16 protein-coding genes and 1 pseudogene are annotated in these 18,679 nt (G+C 37.8%); 4 read left to right on the top strand and 13 right to left on the bottom strand.

Features of this window, described 5'->3' with window-relative positions; all coding sequences use genetic code 11:
* Positions 1-266, top strand: a 266-nt coding sequence (locus tag C502_RS0108005; RefSeq protein ID WP_018677050.1) for a transposase, incomplete at its 5' end; no start/stop codon positions are given.
* A gap of 142 nt (positions 267-408) precedes the next feature.
* On the opposite strand, the gene C502_RS18610 is transcribed toward C502_RS0108005, so the two are convergent.
* The 5 genes and pseudogenes from C502_RS18610 to C502_RS0107980 all read right to left on the bottom strand — a co-directional run bounded on the left by C502_RS18610 (position 409) and on the right by C502_RS0107980 (position 4,638).
* Positions 409-1,707 (bottom strand): hypothetical protein, encoded by a 1,299-nt coding sequence (locus C502_RS18610; RefSeq protein WP_018678316.1) that lies wholly within the window; start codon positions 1,705-1,707, stop codon positions 409-411.
* Positions 1,707-1,961, bottom strand: a pseudogene (locus tag C502_RS19480) (hypothetical protein); the annotation flags it as partial. The pseudogene C502_RS19480 and the gene C502_RS18610, both read right to left, overlap by 1 nt.
* Positions 1,897-2,139, bottom strand: coding sequence for a P-loop NTPase family protein (locus tag C502_RS0107990; protein ID WP_018678315.1), 243 nt, complete (start codon positions 2,137-2,139; stop codon positions 1,897-1,899). The pseudogene C502_RS19480 and the gene C502_RS0107990, both read right to left, overlap by 65 nt.
* A 49-nt stretch (positions 2,140-2,188) precedes the next feature.
* Complete coding sequence (locus C502_RS0107985; RefSeq protein ID WP_018678314.1) at positions 2,189-4,366, bottom strand: Mu transposase C-terminal domain-containing protein; 2,178 nt, start codon at positions 4,364-4,366, stop codon at positions 2,189-2,191.
* Positions 4,363-4,638 (bottom strand): helix-turn-helix domain-containing protein, encoded by a 276-nt coding sequence (locus tag C502_RS0107980; protein WP_018678313.1) that lies wholly within the window; start codon positions 4,636-4,638, stop codon positions 4,363-4,365. Before C502_RS0107980 ends, C502_RS0107985 begins: the two co-directional genes overlap by 4 nt.
* A 148-nt stretch (positions 4,639-4,786) precedes the next feature.
* On the opposite strand from C502_RS0107980, the gene C502_RS0107975 reads away from it, so the two are divergent.
* Both C502_RS0107975 and C502_RS0107970 read left to right on the top strand, forming a co-directional pair.
* Positions 4,787-5,524 (top strand): hypothetical protein, encoded by a 738-nt coding sequence (locus tag C502_RS0107975; protein WP_018678312.1) that lies wholly within the window; start codon positions 4,787-4,789, stop codon positions 5,522-5,524.
* Position 5,525: 1 nt separating this feature from the next.
* The gene (locus C502_RS0107970; RefSeq protein WP_018678311.1) at positions 5,526-5,723 is read left to right on the top strand and encodes a hypothetical protein; all 198 of its coding nucleotides are present in this window, start codon (positions 5,526-5,528) and stop codon (positions 5,721-5,723) included.
* A gap of 503 nt (positions 5,724-6,226) precedes the next feature.
* Here C502_RS0107970 and C502_RS0107960 read toward each other — a convergent pair.
* Complete coding sequence (locus tag C502_RS0107960; protein WP_018678309.1) at positions 6,227-7,378, bottom strand: catalase family protein; 1,152 nt, start codon at positions 7,376-7,378, stop codon at positions 6,227-6,229.
* Positions 7,379-7,588: 210 nt separating this feature from the next.
* Between C502_RS0107960 and C502_RS0107955 the strand changes: the two genes are divergently transcribed.
* A complete protein-coding gene (locus tag C502_RS0107955; protein ID WP_026315767.1) occupies positions 7,589-8,017 on the top strand; it encodes an Sbal_3080 family lipoprotein in 429 nt (142 codons plus the stop codon).
* A gap of 133 nt (positions 8,018-8,150) precedes the next feature.
* Here C502_RS0107955 and C502_RS0107950 read toward each other — a convergent pair whose 3' ends face one another.
* The 7 genes from C502_RS0107950 to C502_RS0107920 form a co-directional block, all read right to left on the bottom strand.
* Positions 8,151-9,263 (bottom strand): tryptophan 7-halogenase, encoded by a 1,113-nt coding sequence (locus tag C502_RS0107950; RefSeq protein ID WP_018678307.1) that lies wholly within the window; start codon positions 9,261-9,263, stop codon positions 8,151-8,153.
* Between the two features lies 1 nt (position 9,264).
* The gene (locus C502_RS0107945; RefSeq protein ID WP_018678306.1) at positions 9,265-12,285 is read right to left on the bottom strand and encodes a LodA/GoxA family CTQ-dependent oxidase; all 3,021 of its coding nucleotides are present in this window, start codon (positions 12,283-12,285) and stop codon (positions 9,265-9,267) included.
* A gap of 443 nt (positions 12,286-12,728) precedes the next feature.
* Positions 12,729-13,022, bottom strand: coding sequence for a type 1 fimbrial protein (locus C502_RS0107940; RefSeq protein WP_018678305.1), 294 nt, complete (start codon positions 13,020-13,022; stop codon positions 12,729-12,731).
* Between the two features lie 260 nt (positions 13,023-13,282).
* Positions 13,283-14,299 (bottom strand): fimbrial protein, encoded by a 1,017-nt coding sequence (locus C502_RS0107935; RefSeq protein WP_018678304.1) that lies wholly within the window; start codon positions 14,297-14,299, stop codon positions 13,283-13,285.
* On the bottom strand, positions 14,296-16,851 hold the full coding sequence (locus C502_RS0107930) for a fimbria/pilus outer membrane usher protein (protein ID WP_023274787.1): 2,556 nt from the start codon (positions 16,849-16,851) through the stop codon (positions 14,296-14,298). Before C502_RS0107930 ends, C502_RS0107935 begins: the two co-directional genes overlap by 4 nt.
* A 63-nt stretch (positions 16,852-16,914) precedes the next feature.
* Positions 16,915-17,649 (bottom strand): fimbrial biogenesis chaperone, encoded by a 735-nt coding sequence (locus tag C502_RS0107925; RefSeq protein WP_018678302.1) that lies wholly within the window; start codon positions 17,647-17,649, stop codon positions 16,915-16,917.
* An 86-nt stretch (positions 17,650-17,735) separates the two neighbouring features.
* On the bottom strand, positions 17,736-18,269 hold the full coding sequence (locus C502_RS0107920) for a fimbrial protein (RefSeq protein WP_018678301.1): 534 nt from the start codon (positions 18,267-18,269) through the stop codon (positions 17,736-17,738).
* Positions 18,270-18,679 lie beyond the last annotated feature (410 nt).

Raw genomic sequence — 18,679 nt, 5'->3', positions numbered from 1 at the left:
AGTTAAAGAATCAAGGTATTGATTTAATTACGTATCATCGAAAGAACATGCGGACTGTTCAACTCTGTGCACAAGATGAATATCACTTAAAACAACGTAATAAGATAGAAACGTTATTTAGCTTATTGAAAGGACAATACAATTTAGTGACGAGTAAGGCACGTAGTATTCATGGATTTCTAAGTGGGATTTATGCATCGTTATGTGCATATCAATTAACCCAACGAAATAAGCCAAAAATTCAAATTATGGAATCAGTGGCTTAAACAGGATTCGGGTTAATTAACATACTAGTGTAAGTTTTCGCGCAATTTTGCACTAATTCATTTTTAATTTTGCACTAGAATTTTATATATTATTTTGCACTTACCACTTAAATAAGCCATGCATTGCATGGCTTTAATCAGATTAACTTCTACAATAAATAGTATTGATACCACCTAATGACCCAACTGGCATTGTACCTAAGCTTTGTGTTTGCTCTGAAGAATAATAAGCAACTTTATATACTACTGTTTCATTGTTCGGTGTATTAACGTTACGCATCGACAATGGTATTTGAGTAATAGCGATGCCATTACCATCTGTACCAGCTCGTAAAATTTGCTGTGAAACAGCGGTATAGTTGTCAGAAAGTGTTTGTGTTCCTACTTCTACAACTACCCATAAATCCGTATTAATCAAAGCCAGTGATTTTCTGTGGAAATGAGGTACTTTGTTAACAGGTGCTTCAAGTGTGCTAATCGAGCTTAACTGTAAATATTGATCAGTATCAGCATTGTAATAGAACCATTCGAATGCGGGGAACGGTGAATAATCGTTATTATTTGACTGAGTCGAATTTTCATTAAAGTTCGCTGCATCAACTCTCGATGTATAGCCAACAGGCATAAAGCTCTTAGCCCGATCTTCAACATAGATTGAACCTTTAAAAAATGCATACGCATCATTCCAAGGTTGACCCCATAGTCTTATTTTTGCATAGCCGCCTTTTTCTAGCTGAAAAACATGTTTCACGTCTTGAGCATAACTAGTGCTTTCCTCGTGCCAAATTTCATTATCACTTAACAAGATATCGTCTTTTGAATAAGTCCTTACAGTTAGCCAAGCTTTACCTTCGGGCTGACAAAATATTGATAACAGAAACGTTCCGTATGACCGCCAAGGCTTAAATGTCACTTCTTCATCGTGCCAATTCCACCAGCGGATACTTTTATCAAAAATACTTCTATCACCAGATTCACCGTCCCAACCAAAGACTCGATGAGTATCACTAGTCGCTGTATTTAAATTTGCGGTCATAAGTAAATGATCGCTAAATGTTGTCGCTAATAGGTATTGAGGGTGAGGGTTAGCACCATTTTTATGCTGTGCAATATTTGAGAGTAAATAGCTTACAGCTTGATCAAGCGCTGATTTTGTTGCACTAATTAACTCTAAATTATGGATTCTATTTTCCATTGCTTCAGCTAAAGCCATTACGGTTTCATTTGTTGCAATAACATCATATAGCTGTTTGCGGCTGTTTGGATCGAGCGCGACCCCATTCATTTCAATGATATTGCATAATTCTTCTTGAAACGCATTTAACCAGCGTGGAGACAAGTATGTTGCATCTTGACCCGATAAATCATCGTTAGCATGAAATCCAGTTTTACCCGCACCGTTTACGTTTGCGCGGGCATTCACTGTCGCAATTCGTTCCATTATACAAACTCCAAATCATATCGAATAAAAGCGGGTAAATAGTTTTTTATGATGCATTCCGTATCAGCCAAAACAGGGCTTTGAAGTCTCAATTTGACTTTAAATCTAAGTTGCTCTGTATTGACTGGTGAATTACATGAGTCCGTGCATTTCAGTGGTTTGTAAGTCACTAATTCAATTAAAGTAACGTTAAATAAACTCAATAATTGCTCTAAATAAGTTTTGTTTAAAACGTTTTTGGTGTTTCTCATCCAGCTCAGAATAGATATTCGCTACATAATTCGCGGCAAATGACTTTCCAAATCCTGAAGGACCATAGAAACATGCAAGCCCAGCTAAGTTTGGATTGCGTTGTAAAGTTCGCATTACAGCGTCATAGCATTGAGCTATGTTACGAATATCTGCGATTCCACCATTGACAGAATTAATCATGTAATTCATCCTTTTTAAGTTCGTTTAAATTAGTTTTGCGTCAACAAGACTAGAGACCATTTGATAAGCGCAGTTGCTCAGTATTTTCTAGGTGCTGTTGCAACTGCTTATCATCTTCACGTAAGCGCCCAAAGGCTTTCGACAACTGGAAGTTCTTCCAGTATTTTTTATCCTCCTCTGAAATATCTTCACGATTTAAAATCGCTTGGTCGATCTCAACCCAGCGCATCACTTTTTCATCATTTGAATGCGAAATTTCATTCTTGGTTTGATTACTTGGAATCACATATTTCACATCAAAAATCTGTTTTTCCTTTTGAGCTGGTAAAGCATTCAATTCAGCTAATAGAGAAGAATGATCACGACGAGTAGGGAACGTAATCACTGTTTGTTGTTCCAAATGTTCGATAACACGTTGAGGATTGAGTTCTGCAACTGCTTCAGCTTGTTTGACAGCAAGACGACGTAATCGACCTGATGCACGTTGTTCACGCGCTTTTTCCATCACAGTTTTAGGGAAATAATCACGCTTGTTGTCGTTCCAAATTGCGACACAAATCAGACGCCCATCTATGTCACGTACTGTAATTTTTTCAGCACAATGAATGTCATAGCCAACCTGTACCAACTCATCGTGATACTGCTCAAGGTCACGATGAAAATATCGGTTGCTAAACAATTCGATTTCACAACGACGAACTTTGCGTTCGACTGTTGGTCTAAAGAAATTTTCAACATCCCAATCATCAACACGATCAATAGGGTGTTCCTGATCTAACGATATGCCCCACATTTCTAACGGGGTCATGTGACGTGATTTCATCGTCACAGGGTCAGTGAAACGCTTTAAACTGCTATGTGGCTTATGGTTATAAGCTTCGACAACGCTTTCTGCATATTTTACAAAGTCAGTCCAAGCCATTAATGACTTAGCTTGCCCAAATTTGATGATTTCACCACGAGTCAATTTATGTGTCTTATTACTCGCTTCAGCATCCATATCTTTGCCGATATACGTTGGCAAGTTTTTAGCTGCTTTCACCCAAAGGGTTTGATGGCTACGTTCAATCAAACCCTTTGCTTGAGAGTTATATGGCAATGCATGACTAACCGTTACGTTTAAACGGCTTAAAATACCGTTTGTCCGTCCTTTTAATAGGTCATTTTTATAACCCGAACCATTATCAACATAGAAAATTGCTGGTATTCCACATTCGGTCGCACTCATTCGGATTGCATCAAGAACAGCCCAACGGTTTTCCGATAGATCAATAGACCAGCCCACAATACGACGTGTTGCTACATCAATAATTGATGTGATCTCAGGTCTAAAAGGCTTACCATGTATTGGGTGAGCGATTTCAGCATCAAAACAATGACCATCTGCCGTATAAACATCTGTAGCGAACAAATCAGAAGTATCACGACGAATAAAGCCTTTGATATTCTTTAATTCACGCGCACCCATCCGACCTTTTTGAACTTCAACATTGCCCATCTTCTCATTCAAGAAACGATAAGCTTGTGCATAGCTAGGGCATTCGATATTGCTATCTAAATAACTAGGAAGCAGTTCCAGTGCAGCGGTTAAAGTTGGTTTTTGTGGTTGTCCCCAAACTTTTAACAGGGCACTTGCCCAAGCTGGTAGGGTTGTCGCTCGTTGTTTCGGTGCTAAAACACTCAATAAATTAAGCTTATGCTTTTCAGCATCATCAACAGCACCGATCCAGTCGAAAACTGAACGACGGCTAACAGTACGATCTTCACCTGCTTTTGCATTTGCTTTACGAACTGCAATAAGCATTTCTTCAGGTAAAGTTTTTGCCACAGCTTGAGAAATAAATGACTCAACTGCTTTAGTTTTCTTAATTCCTGAAGTGACACTGTTTTGAATATAACGCACTACGAATAAACGGTTTTCTGCAACTTCGCGTTGCCATTCCATTAGATCATTCGCATTTGGTAAATTTTGAACAACAGCAATCTCTAAAGGTTGTTCGTAATTAACCATGTTGTGTAGTTCGCTTTTCATTTGTTTAAGCACGACTAACTGAGTTAATTCATCATTTAGTTCGTATTCCTTTCTTAAACCTCCTTTCCCTCGACTTGGAACTTCTCTATACTTGAATTGCTTGTTTAAGACGTATTTTTCTAACCCTCTACGAGTAGTGGGTAAACCAACCAATTCAAGTGCTTGTAAATCAGTAATGCTGTAGTACGCTTTCATTTACATTCACTCTTGTTGTAACGTGGATAAATACGCTTGTTATCAGTAGTCCAACGCTCTGGAAATAGCTCAAATAAAGGCTTTTCAAGAAAATTAGAGATAACACGCTCTGCTTCTAAACTCGGTTTAATCAACGCGCTGCGAATAGAAGATTCAGGCATTTGGTGAACTCTCGCTAAAGCTGCAAGACTGCCGCCCTTACGGCAAATTGCAGCTTTAATCGAGTATCTGTCCCAAATTTGTTCGCTTGGGTTTTGTGTGATTGCACCCATAAGAACTCCTTAACCTGCCAAAAATGGCATTTTTTTAAATCGTTAGAATCAACGTTTGTCGAATCTAACGCTAGATTAATTCGTAATTAGTTCGTTGTAAATAGTTCGTAATTTAATTTACGAACAAATTTAAGGGTGTTTCTAGCAAATGATTGAAAATAAAGAAGATATAATTGTTCGTTATTCTGAATTTAATTTTGCAGAGTGTTCGCAATTTAAGGAATTTAATTACGAACATGAAATGACAGATATTCAAAAGCGGATGTACTTCCTTATGATGCATAGTGAAATGCAGAGAGGAAAAGGGGAATCACTTTATAGTTGGAGTGGTAGAGTAGGGCTTTCCCGATCTACTGCATTCGGAATATTCAACAAAGGCAATGCAACAATGCATAGTTCTGTAGCTCAAAAGATTGCAGCAGCAACAGGCGCAAATGAGCAATGGGTTCAGAATGGCATTGGTGAACCCTTTACAGGTCGCACAGTCACCAATCAAGTCGTAAGTGATTCAGGCTCTAGCAGAGTTGAAACAGAAGGTCTAACGATTACCACGGCAATTGATAAAGACAAGCTACAGCAGGCATTTGAGACAACAGAACAGGCGCTTAATGACCAACACAAGACAATGAAGCCTGAACCAAAAGCTGAATTTATTACTATGCTTTACACGGCACTTATTGATACTGAAAAACAAAAAATTGATAAAAAACTATTAAATACAGCGATTTACTTAGTAGAGAATGAACTGTCTGTTCAGCGACATATTATGTCGCCTGATAAGAAAACTTTATTGATTATAGCTATTTACACGCTGTATATTGACGGCGCTTCAAACGTAGAAGCATTAGAACTTTCGATTAAAAATTTAATAAGGAGTGCCGCTTAATATGCCTGATTCAAATATTGTCAGTTTCTTCAACAAAAATGCAGAGGATTTACAAACACAACGAACATCTTTAAAGGTTGAAATCTATGGGGTAAAAATTGAAATGGATGTCTATGGTAAAGACAATACAGGAATAAAGGATTTTCTTGAAACTTGTCTAAGAACTGCTTCTACGTCCTCCCACGCTAGTGCAAAATAATAATTAAAAAAATCCGCCGCCGCCAAATTCAAATAATTTAGTGCAGAAAAAAGGGTAAAGCCATGATCTAGCTTTACCCAACAAAAAAAATCCTGAAACTCTTACGCTTCAATCATTTCATCCCGCTTCATCCCATTACTTCCCACATCTTCCCAGCTCTCTCTAGTGCAGAATCAATTAGAAAGTCACATGATTTTGGGTCTGGTGTATATCAAATCAATACTCAAAGTAATGCATTTGGTTCTAGTAAAGCAATGAGAACAAAGCTTCTTAAAAAAGCAGATGAACTATGCAAGGGTAAAGGTTTTGATGAATTAGATGGCAACAACAATATCATTAATAATATGAATGTTTACAATGCTGGGATGGTGATCCCCGTAAGTACAAAAGCTTCATATATGAAAATTAAATGTAAGGATTAAATTCGATTGTATATTCAACTTTTTTGAACTGAATCCAATAAGTGAAACATTGATGTGTGCTGAAATAGTAAGAGACTTCCACTATTGAGGCTCTTTCCTTGGAGCAGAATTCATTTCATGTCTGATCAGACTAATGTTTTCGTAAATCACCTTACGCAACCTGTTTATCGCGCCGAGAGGTCTATGTTCAGGAAGAGAATGCCAAGGGGTAAATGAAAGATTTTCACAAAATTGATTCTGCTCAGGTGTGTCAAAAATCTGCTGAGGTATATGAATAGTTGCAACCTGATAAAATGGTGCTTGGGTTTCTTGCCATTCAGTCATAGAGTCTTCAATGAGCATTTTATTTGATGTTCTCGGTTGTATTAGAAATTCCATACATGCATCATTTTTATTTAGCGTATTTTGTAGAGCTTCTCTTAAGAAATTTGGGCTTGGTTTATTCGGTATTTGATCTAAATGGGAAGAGCAAGGTCTTGCAGAATATTTTACAGCTTGACGATCAGCACCTAGTCCTAATTGATAAGGAACCATTGACCAATATCGTGCTTGTAGTGGATTAGAGATTTTTGAGTTACTTGCTCTCAATGCATTTATTGTTCCTTGAAAACCTAATGCAAAAGGAACATGTAATTTTTTAAGTGTACTTTTACTATTCATATCTTCGATAAAAGCTAAATAGCGATGAGGTTCATCCACAAAAAATACAGGGTGGTTGATCATAATAAAATCTTGGGTCATTGCTTGATCATCATTTTCCAAAATCTTTTTACCCGATACACCTAAAATTTTGATCGCCATACCACGCGCATCTTTTTTGTCATCAGCTTGGGTTGCATCTCCTGAAGCATTAGAGAAACGAATCCATGCGGAATAGGTTTTATCAGGAACAAAAATTCCTTTGGCTAAGTTTTTAGGCAATGATTTTGATACATGAAATTCGGCACGAACGCAGCCATGCGCTTTAGGGTGAGCATCTCGTAGAACATTGCCTGATGTATATTGTGTACGAATCGCTTGTCCAATATGATCTGCTATTTGTTTCGCTAGAATTTCTTCATTAGGTTGTAGTTTTTCACCTAATTCATGATCAATTTGGGGGTAGGGCAGTTGATGTGCCTGAGTCACTATTTGAGTTGGTTGAAGATTATTAGAGCAGCCATTTATACTGATAAAAATTGGGGAAAGTACGAACAACAGACTATAGCGTAGCGATTGCGTAAGATATGACATGTGTTAACTCCTTGCTGCAAATACAACGCTCAGATCAATGATGCACTTTATCGATCTGCTCATGTTCATCATTCGACTATCCTTCAGCTATTAGTACATCAAAATCAGAGTGATAATACAAGTTGTACTTAGATGTTTGTTTTTTAAGTCGCTTTTATTCACAAAGTGAAATATTCTTATTTACAGAGATCAGCTGCTTTATTGGTTAAAATAAAAAATATCGTATTACAGGGGTTTGCGATTACAGGTTGTACATCAATTCAGATTAATAATACTTCTGAATTTCATCCCGAGTCTATTCGGCAAGTATGTATCGTGAATAATCCGAAAGTAGTCATCAAAGATTTTAATGGAATTGTTGAGCGTAGTTTTTCTCGTTATGGGATTGAAGCTAGAACATATCAAGAAAATGATAATTTAAGTTTATGTCAAACGACGCTACATTATACGGCCCTGCGCTCATGGGACTTTGCTCCTTATATGGTTTCAGCCCAATTCAATTTACTACAAAATGGACGTCAAGTTTCAGAAGCTTCTTTTCGATTAAAGGGCAATGGTGGTTTAGCATTGAATAAATGGCGAAGTACGGAGACAAAAATTAATGAATTGATTGATCAACTACTTAACAAAAAATCTTGAAAATAATGCAATTATTCAAGCTTATTGGATGTGAAATCGGTATAAAAGTGATCCATATATGATGAATAGTCGACAAAAGCTTGCCTTAGATCTTAGGTCGCTAAAACTGACCTATTGATAGCAATTCTATTGATTAAGTTGTCTTTGTAATCGTCTGATGTGCTTGCCAAAAAGGATTTTCTGACCATCTTTGCTCCTGTTTATAGAGCAAATAGCGACGATTTTCATAGGTCTTTATAATCTGATTAATCTCTGTTAAATAGTCAGCGCGATGATGTGTATATTCCGTTGATGACAATATGGTCTCAGCTGCTTTCATCCCTGTGTAAATTGCATTAAATAAGCCTTGTCCAGCAATAGGGTCAAATGCAAGTAATGCATCCCCACAAGCAACCCAACCTTGACCCATAGGTTGCTCTAACCAACTACTACGAACATCATGTGAGAAAACATCTTTACCAAACTCAAAATTACCCAATAAGTTGTATAACCCTACATTATTACGAATGATTTGTTGCCATTGTTTTGCATCATGATGAAACTGAGTGGCTGTTTTAGGGGTAGTGTGATAACCAACAACCCATTGATGATCATTAATTTTACCTGCATAGATCCAACCATGTTGGCTTGCAGAGATAATTGTTCGATTGAGTTTTAGATTTTTCTCAGGTGTGCAGGTTCGATACAATGCAACCAATGGAACACCTCGATGACGTTGAATGCCAAGTAGACGAATTAATTTTGCACTACGACCCGTTGCATCCACGACCCATTTTGCTTGAATCATTTTCCCATCTTCAAGTTCAATCAGCCAAGATTCGTTATTTTTTGCTAAAGCGATGACATCTGAGGGATATAATATAGTCCCTTGTGCTAAGGCTTCTTTTCTTAATAATTCATCAAAATGTTTCCGATCAATCCTTAGTCCGAAGCCATAAGGATCATGAATAGAATCTGTTGTCGATAGAATATTACTTCCCCAAAAAGTCATATTGCCACCGACACGCTCTGAGTGGCTAACATTGCTATGACTTGCGGTTTGTAATTGCCCTGTCAGAGAAAAAAGCCCTAGTTTATTGAGTAGACGAATTGCCGCACTAGGCAATGTCTCACCAAATTTATGTGTTTTATGTGCAGGTCTATCAATCAGCATCACTGATAGACCCGCTTGTGCAAGTTGCCTTGCCGCAATGGTGCCAGCAGGGCCACTACCTGCTATGCACACATCAATATTGAGCGTTCCCATTTTAGCGTTTCTGTACACGAACAGAACGGAAAGCCAACAACTGTTCTTGATCTGCCCATCCCGCTTTCTCAAGTTCTGTGAGTGGGCGAGCTATATTTTGTAATAAGTTCGTTGCATTTTCCGCTGCGGTTTTGAGTTGTCCTGCAATCAACGTTTCAACATAGATGTATTCAGGAATATCTGGATCATCTTTGATGCCAGGGCGGACTTCTACAATGCCGAGTTCATTAAAATGAGCAATCATCCGCATCATGACTTCTGCGGTATTTGCATCTTTAATGGCACGAAGCCAGTTCAGACGTTGATTAAATGCTGCGATACGTTCTTCTCTCGGTAAATCAAGATTAATGACCTTTTGATAGTCTTGCTCTGTCAGTACATGGTTAGGAACACGTGCTGCCCAAAATGTTGGTAAGTATGGGTCAAAGTCGGGATCATAGCCCGAACGACAGAACGCGGTATCACCTTGCCATGGAATCGCCATCCATCTGGTAATACTTCCTGCGCTTTGAGCATACAATGGACCATCTACTTGTTGTACTTTAATTGGTGTCATTGTTGAGCCATAATTTGGCTCAGGTTCGGAACTTGGACGTAAGCGAATACGGAAAGGCGAGCTATACATACTGGCGTGACGCATTGGCCAAGTCATTTCACAACCAGGGTGGAAGGTATCAGCTAAACAATAATGTAGAGCAGCTTGATCAAGCATACTCGGTTGTTGTTTTAATGGGACTTGATCAATTGATGTAGGTGGCGTAGTGATTTCAGTTGACCAATCATTGATAAATTGACCATTGACCCAGTGTTGTAATAAGGCTTCTTGTAAACCTGTCATGGTGAGCATGTTACCCGTGCCATTTTCAGAGAAGCTTCCAAACGCATCACCATAGATCCAAGGCCAAATATGAGGCCATGTGACTGGTTCAGCAACAGCAGGTTTTGATGGTCGGAAGCTATGGAAAATCGCGCGACGTAGTTCACCATAAGGGTCTAAATCAGTTGGTTGCTCAGGTTTATACGATAATTTCGCAAGCAGAGATGGATTGGTGAAATCCATTGGGCAGCCTTTACCAAAATAAGCTGAGAAACCTTTGTTCACCCATTGCAAACCACCAAGACGTTGAAGCAGAGGTAAAATATCTTGAGTGAAAGAAGGAGATTCAGGCATGTTCATCCAACCAGCATTCACATACACATTGCACATCAAGTCATACATTGTTCTCCAACTTATAACGTCAGGTGCATAATTGGGTGGAGCAACAACGACCCAAGCCGACTCCACTGGAATCGCAATACCATCAATGGCAACGCTTGCGGTTACTGGGCCGTCAGAAGTGTCATCATACCAATCATTTGCATTGTTAAAACTGGGTGGGTTTTCTGGATCATACACAGGCGCACCTGTTGGTGAGGCTGCTTTACCATGTCCTCCGAGAAATAATAAGCGACCATTTTCATCGGTTTGAATTTCTCCTAGCGGTACAGTGACTGCTTGAGCAGCAGCGGCTTGAAATGTACCTGTATCAAAACGATGTTCAGCACCACCAGCGACACTACGACCAAAAATACTCCGTGGACCTGGGTCAATTGCCAATGTTTTACGATTCTTAACTTTGGGATTGCGTAAGGTAAAAGCATTGTCAGGTGCATTCACGGCTTCAGGGATATCGAGTGCATATTGGAACTGATACCATTCGGCTTTGCGGTTAGCAACATGTACTGTCCAAACAATGTCGGCATTATCAGGGTTTAGTTCTCGAACAACTTCACCCGCAGCATTGTAACCATATAGGCGGAAGCGAGCGGCTTGTCTTTTGATCGCACCTGTTGCATCACGATAAAAATTCGGTTGTTGAGTCGGATCTGCTGGAGCATCGACAACTTCTGGACCTATAAAGAATTCATTAAGACTATCACCCACACGAGCGATTCCGATCGCGGGATGAATTGCAGCACGAACAATTTGTGTATCGACAGCATTCGCCGTCGAGATTAATGGGCGAGGGGTATCGGGTTCACCTAATGGCACGCCATTTACATTGCGACGTAATTCTGCGGAAGCAGCATAAACAACACGACGTGCATCAGCGATAGAACCAACAGGTGCATGTGCAGCTGTTACACGCCAGATATTCATTGATAAGTTTTCGCCATATTCTGCTTGACCACGAGCAACAATATCTTGAATAGGGATGACAATATCGGCAACGTGAATAGGTGGACTGAGATCTTCTGGCCAAACCACAGTTGCTTCATCTAAAGGCATTCGTTCAGGATTAGTTCTCAGCTGAATCATAAATCGAAAACGTGCTTCAGCATTTTTTAATCTTGAGCTGAGATCAGTTGCAAGGTAGGACGGATCATTTGGGGAGTGAGTAGGCGGGTCAAGATAGAACGTTGGTTCGAGTTTATATTTGACATATTGGTGATCACCAAAGTGGAAAGGTAAACCACTCCAATAAGGAGAAACTAATACACTTGCGACAGGTTTTGCCATCGCATCAAGTAGTTCAGAAGTCTTCGGATGGGCTTTCAGATATGGGTCATAATCGCCATCAACAACACCAGCTTTGGTGAATTCACACATGTCTTTTGCTGTGTCGACAAAGAATGCATCAAAGTTCTGTAGGATAAAATCGAAGGTATCTGAATCAGGATTACCTAGTAGTTTCTCGCCCTCAACATCAAATAATTTAATTCCAATACCGAGTGTAGATTTATAATCTGTTCGTGTCGGTGTGGTATCTGATGAAAAACGAATCCAAGTGGGGTAGCTTTTGCCTAAATTTGTAAATATCCCAACACGTAGATTCTCAGGCAGATCATTACGGATAATAAATTCAGCCGCAGCAACGCCATGAGGTTTTAGAAATACAGGACGCATAGCAGGGCATTGACCTTTCGCAATACGCCCAGCCTGTACCATATCTACAAACATCGCTTTTAATGATTCTATCGGGTCAGTAGAACAGTCTACACAAGCTGTTTTTTCAGACGTTGTTGAACTTAAATGATCCATGTTTTATCCTTTATTATTCTAAATTATTTATAATGTGTATTGCCGATATGACGTTACAGAAAAGGATTTAGGTGGTCAATATCTATTATATAAAAACAGTTCTGTATGTTTTTAAGCTGCTGTTTGTATTAGTTTTATTTTAATTTATCCGCTGATTGGGTGATCGGATTAGTATTTTTTAGCTTGATAAGTTGTATTAAACAAACAGCTGATAATGATAATTGTTATTCTAATTCTTATGGATGAGATATTGCATTTATTTAGAGATAAATAAATGCAGAAATAAAAATGAGTTAAAATTATTAAGAATAATTAAACTTATTACTTTTGATTCGATGTGTTATTAAGATAATTTTCATTCAATTTTAATTTAATAACACCTAAACTTTAAAATAATAAAATGTTGCTTATTTCACGGTTATTTTTTATTTTGAGACTTTTTATTAGTAATAGGTAGCTAAAATAACAGCACTTTTTTGATCAGATAATTGTTCGATCGTTATTTCAGTGGTGTTATTTTTCTGTGATTTCGTTGTTAAATCACTGCCTGAGATTGACTGAGTCTCAATTTTTTGACGTAAATTATTCAGTATTTCACAATCATGGCTATTTTGATTCACAGAGCATGTATCTTCAACAATACTTCCACTGATTTGAATAGTATTTGCTGAATAAGCCACCGAAGTAAATGCAATTAATGATGAACCCAATAGAATTTTATAAATATTTTTATACATGAATATTTCCTTTATATAATATATTTATTATTAATTAACATGAAATTTATTATTAAGGCAATATTGAAATTAGCTATGATAAAAATATTTATTTAAAATGTGATGTATGTTTAATTTTTCTTTAGTAATGATAATCTTGGTGTATTTTTAATTATCTATACAATATCAATATTTCTTTATTTAGTGTGATTTATTTCAAATAAATAAAAACCCCAACTCTATGACTAGATTTGGGGTTAGGTAAATTGGGAATTAAAGTTTTAATCGTACTGAATGGTAACCGTTGCCATCGCCCGTACAGTTCCAGCAGTGACAGTTGTTGCTGTTTGATAGTAACGAGCAGCTAATGGAACATTGTATTGAATGACTTCATTTGATTTAACCGTACCCAGTGCAAGTTTGTCGCCACGAGCAATCACCTTATTGATATTTTGGTAATTTGAGATCAATTGAACCCCAACACCATTCGCTTTCGTTGCAGTCGGTGCGGTATTGGTTAAAACTTGGTTATTACTGCCATCTTGGGTGTAATCGAAGCTTAAACTAACCTGAGTTTTTTCTTCGTAACCTGTTGGGTTGATACCACCATTACATAAAATATTCAGATCAAATGCTTGTTCACCTTGAGTCGAACCAACACCTTTAAAACCAGATTTCATTACCGTTGGAAGCTGAACTGTTTTATTGATGTTGCCTTGTAGCTCACATGAAGAAGAAGCAATGGTAATAGCGTTACCATAAACAGTACTGGTTAAAAATGGACGACTGTTTTGTCCAGTCACGTAATAGGTACTATATCTACCCGGAACAAGGGCACCAGATCCAGTTTGCGATGCTGTTTTAACGATCTCAACAACAAAGTAGCCTTGTGCTAAATTGTAAAGTGTTCCTGGTGATAGACTGCGCGAGTAGGGATAATATCCAGAGAAATTGGTTGCATTTTCGGCTTCACGATATAGTCGAATACCAATTCCTGCAATATTGGTTGAGTAAATACTATCACCTAAAGGACTGATAGGATAATTTTGCGATAAATCTGCGTAAATTCGATCCGCACTTGAATTACATCTTAGTGTTGAGCCATTGGGATTGATCGGAAACGTTGCTTTACGCAAAATAGTCCCGACAGGATCACTTGGGCGCACAACCACGCGACCTACAGCCATAGAAATATCAACTGTACTGAAGCCTGAGCTGAGTGTACAAAATGCATTGGTCGCCGTATTAAAAGCAAAACCTGCCGTAAATAAAGCACCAGTAATTAGAATTTTCTTCATTTACAAATTGCCTCAGTCATGATCATATTTTGTTGATCTTTATCTAGTTGAGAACGAACATCATAGCTCACCTGACATTGCTCAGACGCTTCATCACCCCAGTTAACGTAAAGCGTATCTTGAGGTAATTTTGTTCGAACATAAATGAGGCTTCCTTGTGCAACCATGCCAACAGCTTCTTTGTCTTTGTTATAGACTTGAGTAGCAAAGGGTAAACTTTCTCCATTTGCCTGTTTGCTTTGGATATAGATTGCATAACCTGTTTTTGTTGAAAAATCTACTTTTGCAATTGCACCTGCAAAAGGGGCAATACGTTGGCTAGTTTCCTCTAGTTCAACATTTGTAGACATGTTTTGAGGGTCAAGGGTAATGTCATTTAAACGATATGGTGTAACATAAGGAATAACAGCATAACCCGCTTTATTAATACTTAAACCAACGGTATTACCGACTTTTGCACCTGCAGCGTCTGGTGCATAAACTAGAACCATGGTTTGCCCTTGATCTGGTCCAAATAAGACGCCTTGAGAATGTGCAACAATACTACCGCTTAGACTTAACATTGCCTGTTGATAGTCTTCTGCATAACTATAAGATCCGCCGACTGTTGCAAAATTAGTTCTATAACGACTATTGACGTTAGCGCTAGGATCATTGCGATCTTGGTGAGACATACTCGCACCGTAACTGAAACGATCACCTACTACGCCACTTACACCCACAGTACGATTATTATCTGCAATGGTAGTATTTACGTTCGCAGAATTTTTCTTGAAGCTTAGCGGGAAGGAGATTGTCGCTAAATATTCAGTATCTTGGTCACTACGATTTGAGCCATATTCTATTTGACGGCTTACAGCTGAAATACCATAGGTAATACCTTGATAATTATTACTATAACCAATCTGGTATTGCTTGGTTGATTCGCTGCGATTCCAATAATCAATCCATGAACCAACAACATAGACATTACCCCAACCTTCAGGTAGCCCTTGGTTCAGCGTAATTTGGAACTCACTACGTTGTTTGCCAACGGCATAAGTATTTTCGCCTTTTTCTTCAAGGTCACGAATTAAAATTGCATCACGAAGGTTGTAATAGTTTTCTGTAGAGTAGCGATATGCTGCAAGTGTTAAATTCGTATCCGTTGGAGCAATTAATTTACTGTAACTTAAGCGAAAACTTTGACCAGATTGAGACTCTTGTTTTTTGAAATCTGCTTGTGAGTGAGTTACGTCTAGAGAAATTGCACCTATTGGTGTAGCAAAAGCGGCTCCGACGAGTGCAGATCCATAATCTTCTGCTAATTGGAAACCAGTATATGCTGTTAGGTAGTTATTAATACCGCGCTGATATTTACCTTGCGTTACCCATGGCGTTAAATCTATATCTCGGTCGCGAAATTCACCCGCTGTGAGCGAGTAACGGCTTAAACCGGGACGTAGCATTTGAACAACTGAGGCATAAGGCACAGCGAATTTTTGAATTTCACCATTTGATTCAATAACCGAAACTTCGAGTTCGCCGCCAAATCCAGTCGGATATAAGTCATTAATTTCAAAACGCCCAGGAGCTACAGTAGTTTGATAAATCAATTGACCTTGTTGTCTAATCTCAACTTTTGCATTAGTTTTTGTATTACCACGGATCTGAGGCGCATAACCAATCATACTGTTTGGCAGCATCCGATCATCACTAGAAAAATCGACACCACGATACCCAAAAGAATCAAAAATTTCGCCGTTAGTAAAACTATCACCTAAAGTGAGAACGCCACGATAATTTGGAAAAGCACGTTGGGCATAGCTACTGACAGCTTCGTAATTTGAGCCTTTTTTTTCTGATTCTTTGTTATCTTGCCACTGCCATTGACCGTTATGTCTAAATTGCCAACCACCGATGTTGGCGCCTGTTGTTAGACCAATAAAAGCATTCGTCGTTTCTTGTTGATCAGAAGATTTGTTAAATGTTTTATAAGTACTTCCGTTATACGACAAAAAGCCAGCATTAATACCTCGATCCCAAACACTCGGATCGACATAACCCTGCGCATTTTTTTGTAATACGATTTGTGGAATAGAAACATCAATTCGTAGACGTGAGGTATCAAAATCGTAATAAGCATTTTCTACCCATTCTTCGATTTTATAACACGTATTTGGAGCTGTCGTTTCGGTACGATTGACCAAAACTTCTTGTTTCACGCCATATTCAAGTAATGAATTGGCGGTAAAACATGTATAAGCATTTTGATTTTGTTCGGTAGAGCGGAAAACCATCCGTTTTTTACCAAACCAATTTCCGTTGATATAAACATCAACGCTATATTCACCTGGTAGGACGGGATTACCGTATTTAAAACGTGAAATATCAACTTTTTGAGCGTCACCCATTAAGAAAACAGAGTCAAATTCTGCTTCCATAGGGGCTTGTTCTTTTGTTTGTTCTGCTGAGTAAACAGCCATAGGCATCGTAATTGTTATTATCCCAGAAGTAAGGTAATAACAAATACGACGCTTAAGGAACTTAGCAGAAGCTTTCTTATTTGACATAATTCTTTCGCCTATTCAAGGATAGGTATTCAATAATTTATCGCTAGGTAAGTAATATCTTTATTATTGAAGTTTGATTTGATGCTCAATACGACCGCCATAATCATTAATACTAATAAAGCTTAGTTTTTCAGTATTTGCAGTTTTTAGCTGTACTTTATCTTCACTAAAAGGCGATAACATTAAACCTTTGGGCAAGAGATCAACTGGCTGAGTACCATTAAGTTGATATACGGCAGTCATCGTAACGTGAAATGGAGTTGGATTTTTGACCGTTAAGGTCTGGCCATTTCTAATCCATTGCAGTTTTTCAGCAGCTAAATTAGCGTCTTCTTTAATACCAGCAGGTCGGTAGAAAAATTTAATACGTGAACGGATTGCAAGTTGCAAAAAATTATCTGGAACAACATCTTTGCTATTCGCAGTCGGTTTAGGAGGAATATCCAAAACATTAAGCCAATAAACAGTTTCTTTCTTTTGATCTAATTGTGCTGCATTCGGTAGTGCAGAAATACGAAGAGATTGACTCTTTGTTGGGTCGACACGAGAGATAGGTGGGGTAATCATAAATGGAACTTTAGATTGGTCTGGTGTACTTTTAGGATCACCATCATCAATCCATGCTTGAACAAGCGATGGTTTTGAACCATTGTTACTCACTTGCAAAGTCACTTCACGAGCGTCAGATGGGTATACAACGCGAGTACCATGTAAGATAATTTCTGCTTGAGCTGTGCTTACAGCCAAAACGGAAGATATCACTAAACCAAGCAAAATATTGTAACTGTTCAATGCCATTTATACGTACTCTATTACCGCAATATATTGTTTATAACAAACTGCGAATTTCTAAATTTTAGAAATTCGCATACATTATCAATAAATTATTGATAAATGATTGTGTACTGAACAGAAGTACTGACTTTACCAGCAGTAGAAGCACCAGTTGCATAGTATTCAGCATAGTAGTTCAAGTCAGCGCTGCCATTGTCTACAACATCAACCCATTGAGAGTTTGCTTGAGCGCCGTTTGAACCTGTTGCCAGTACAGGAATAAATTGGTTGTTGCTACCTAACAATTGAACTTTAACGTTATTCGCACCACCAACAGCTTGGTTATTTAAACGACCTGTAGAAAAGTCAACAGTTGCACCTGGTTCAAAATAAGTTGCAACTTTACCTTTTGAACATTGGTCAAGTTTGATTTGAAAAGGGGTACGGCCAGCAACATCACCTGTAGCAGCTAATGTTTGTTTAGAAACAGTTGGGAGTGTAACTGTAAAATCTTTTCCTGCAGGAGTAACAATTTTACAAGTTTGGTCAGTGACTAAACCATTAATAGTAATCGTACCATCAGCAGCTTGAGTGTTAGCGATACCAACAACTGAAAGAGTAGCGATCAAAGCAAGTTTTTTCATAATAATTTCTCTAATACATCAGCTAAAAGTTTGAATTAGATTACTTTTCCAGTTATTTTTTGCGCTGAACAAGTAATGTGCAAAATATATCATTTATTGTAAATAATGCAAAATTGATCACATTATTTTGCTGGATCATTTTGTTAAATTTTTATGAAAGATAACTTATTGTTTATTTTAAATTTTAATTATAAAAGCTATTTTATTATGTGAATTTTATTAAAAAAACTGTATAAAAATGCTATTTTTTGTAAGTAAAACTGAATTGTTTGTTTATTTTTTATTCAAATTTTAATGGGTTTTATGTGATGGTTTATATGAAATTTAAAAGTTTAGAGAAAATTTTCAAAAAATATTAAGTGAAAACAGTTCACAATTTTAACAAAAACACCGAACTGTTTTTAAGAAAC

It is taken from the genome of Acinetobacter tjernbergiae DSM 14971 = CIP 107465 (genome assembly GCF_000374425.1).
In the GTDB taxonomy this organism is placed as follows: Bacteria; Pseudomonadota; Gammaproteobacteria; order Pseudomonadales; family Moraxellaceae; genus Acinetobacter; species Acinetobacter tjernbergiae.
Note: the sequence above shows the minus strand (reverse complement) of the source record. Positions and strands in the feature narration are given on the sequence as shown.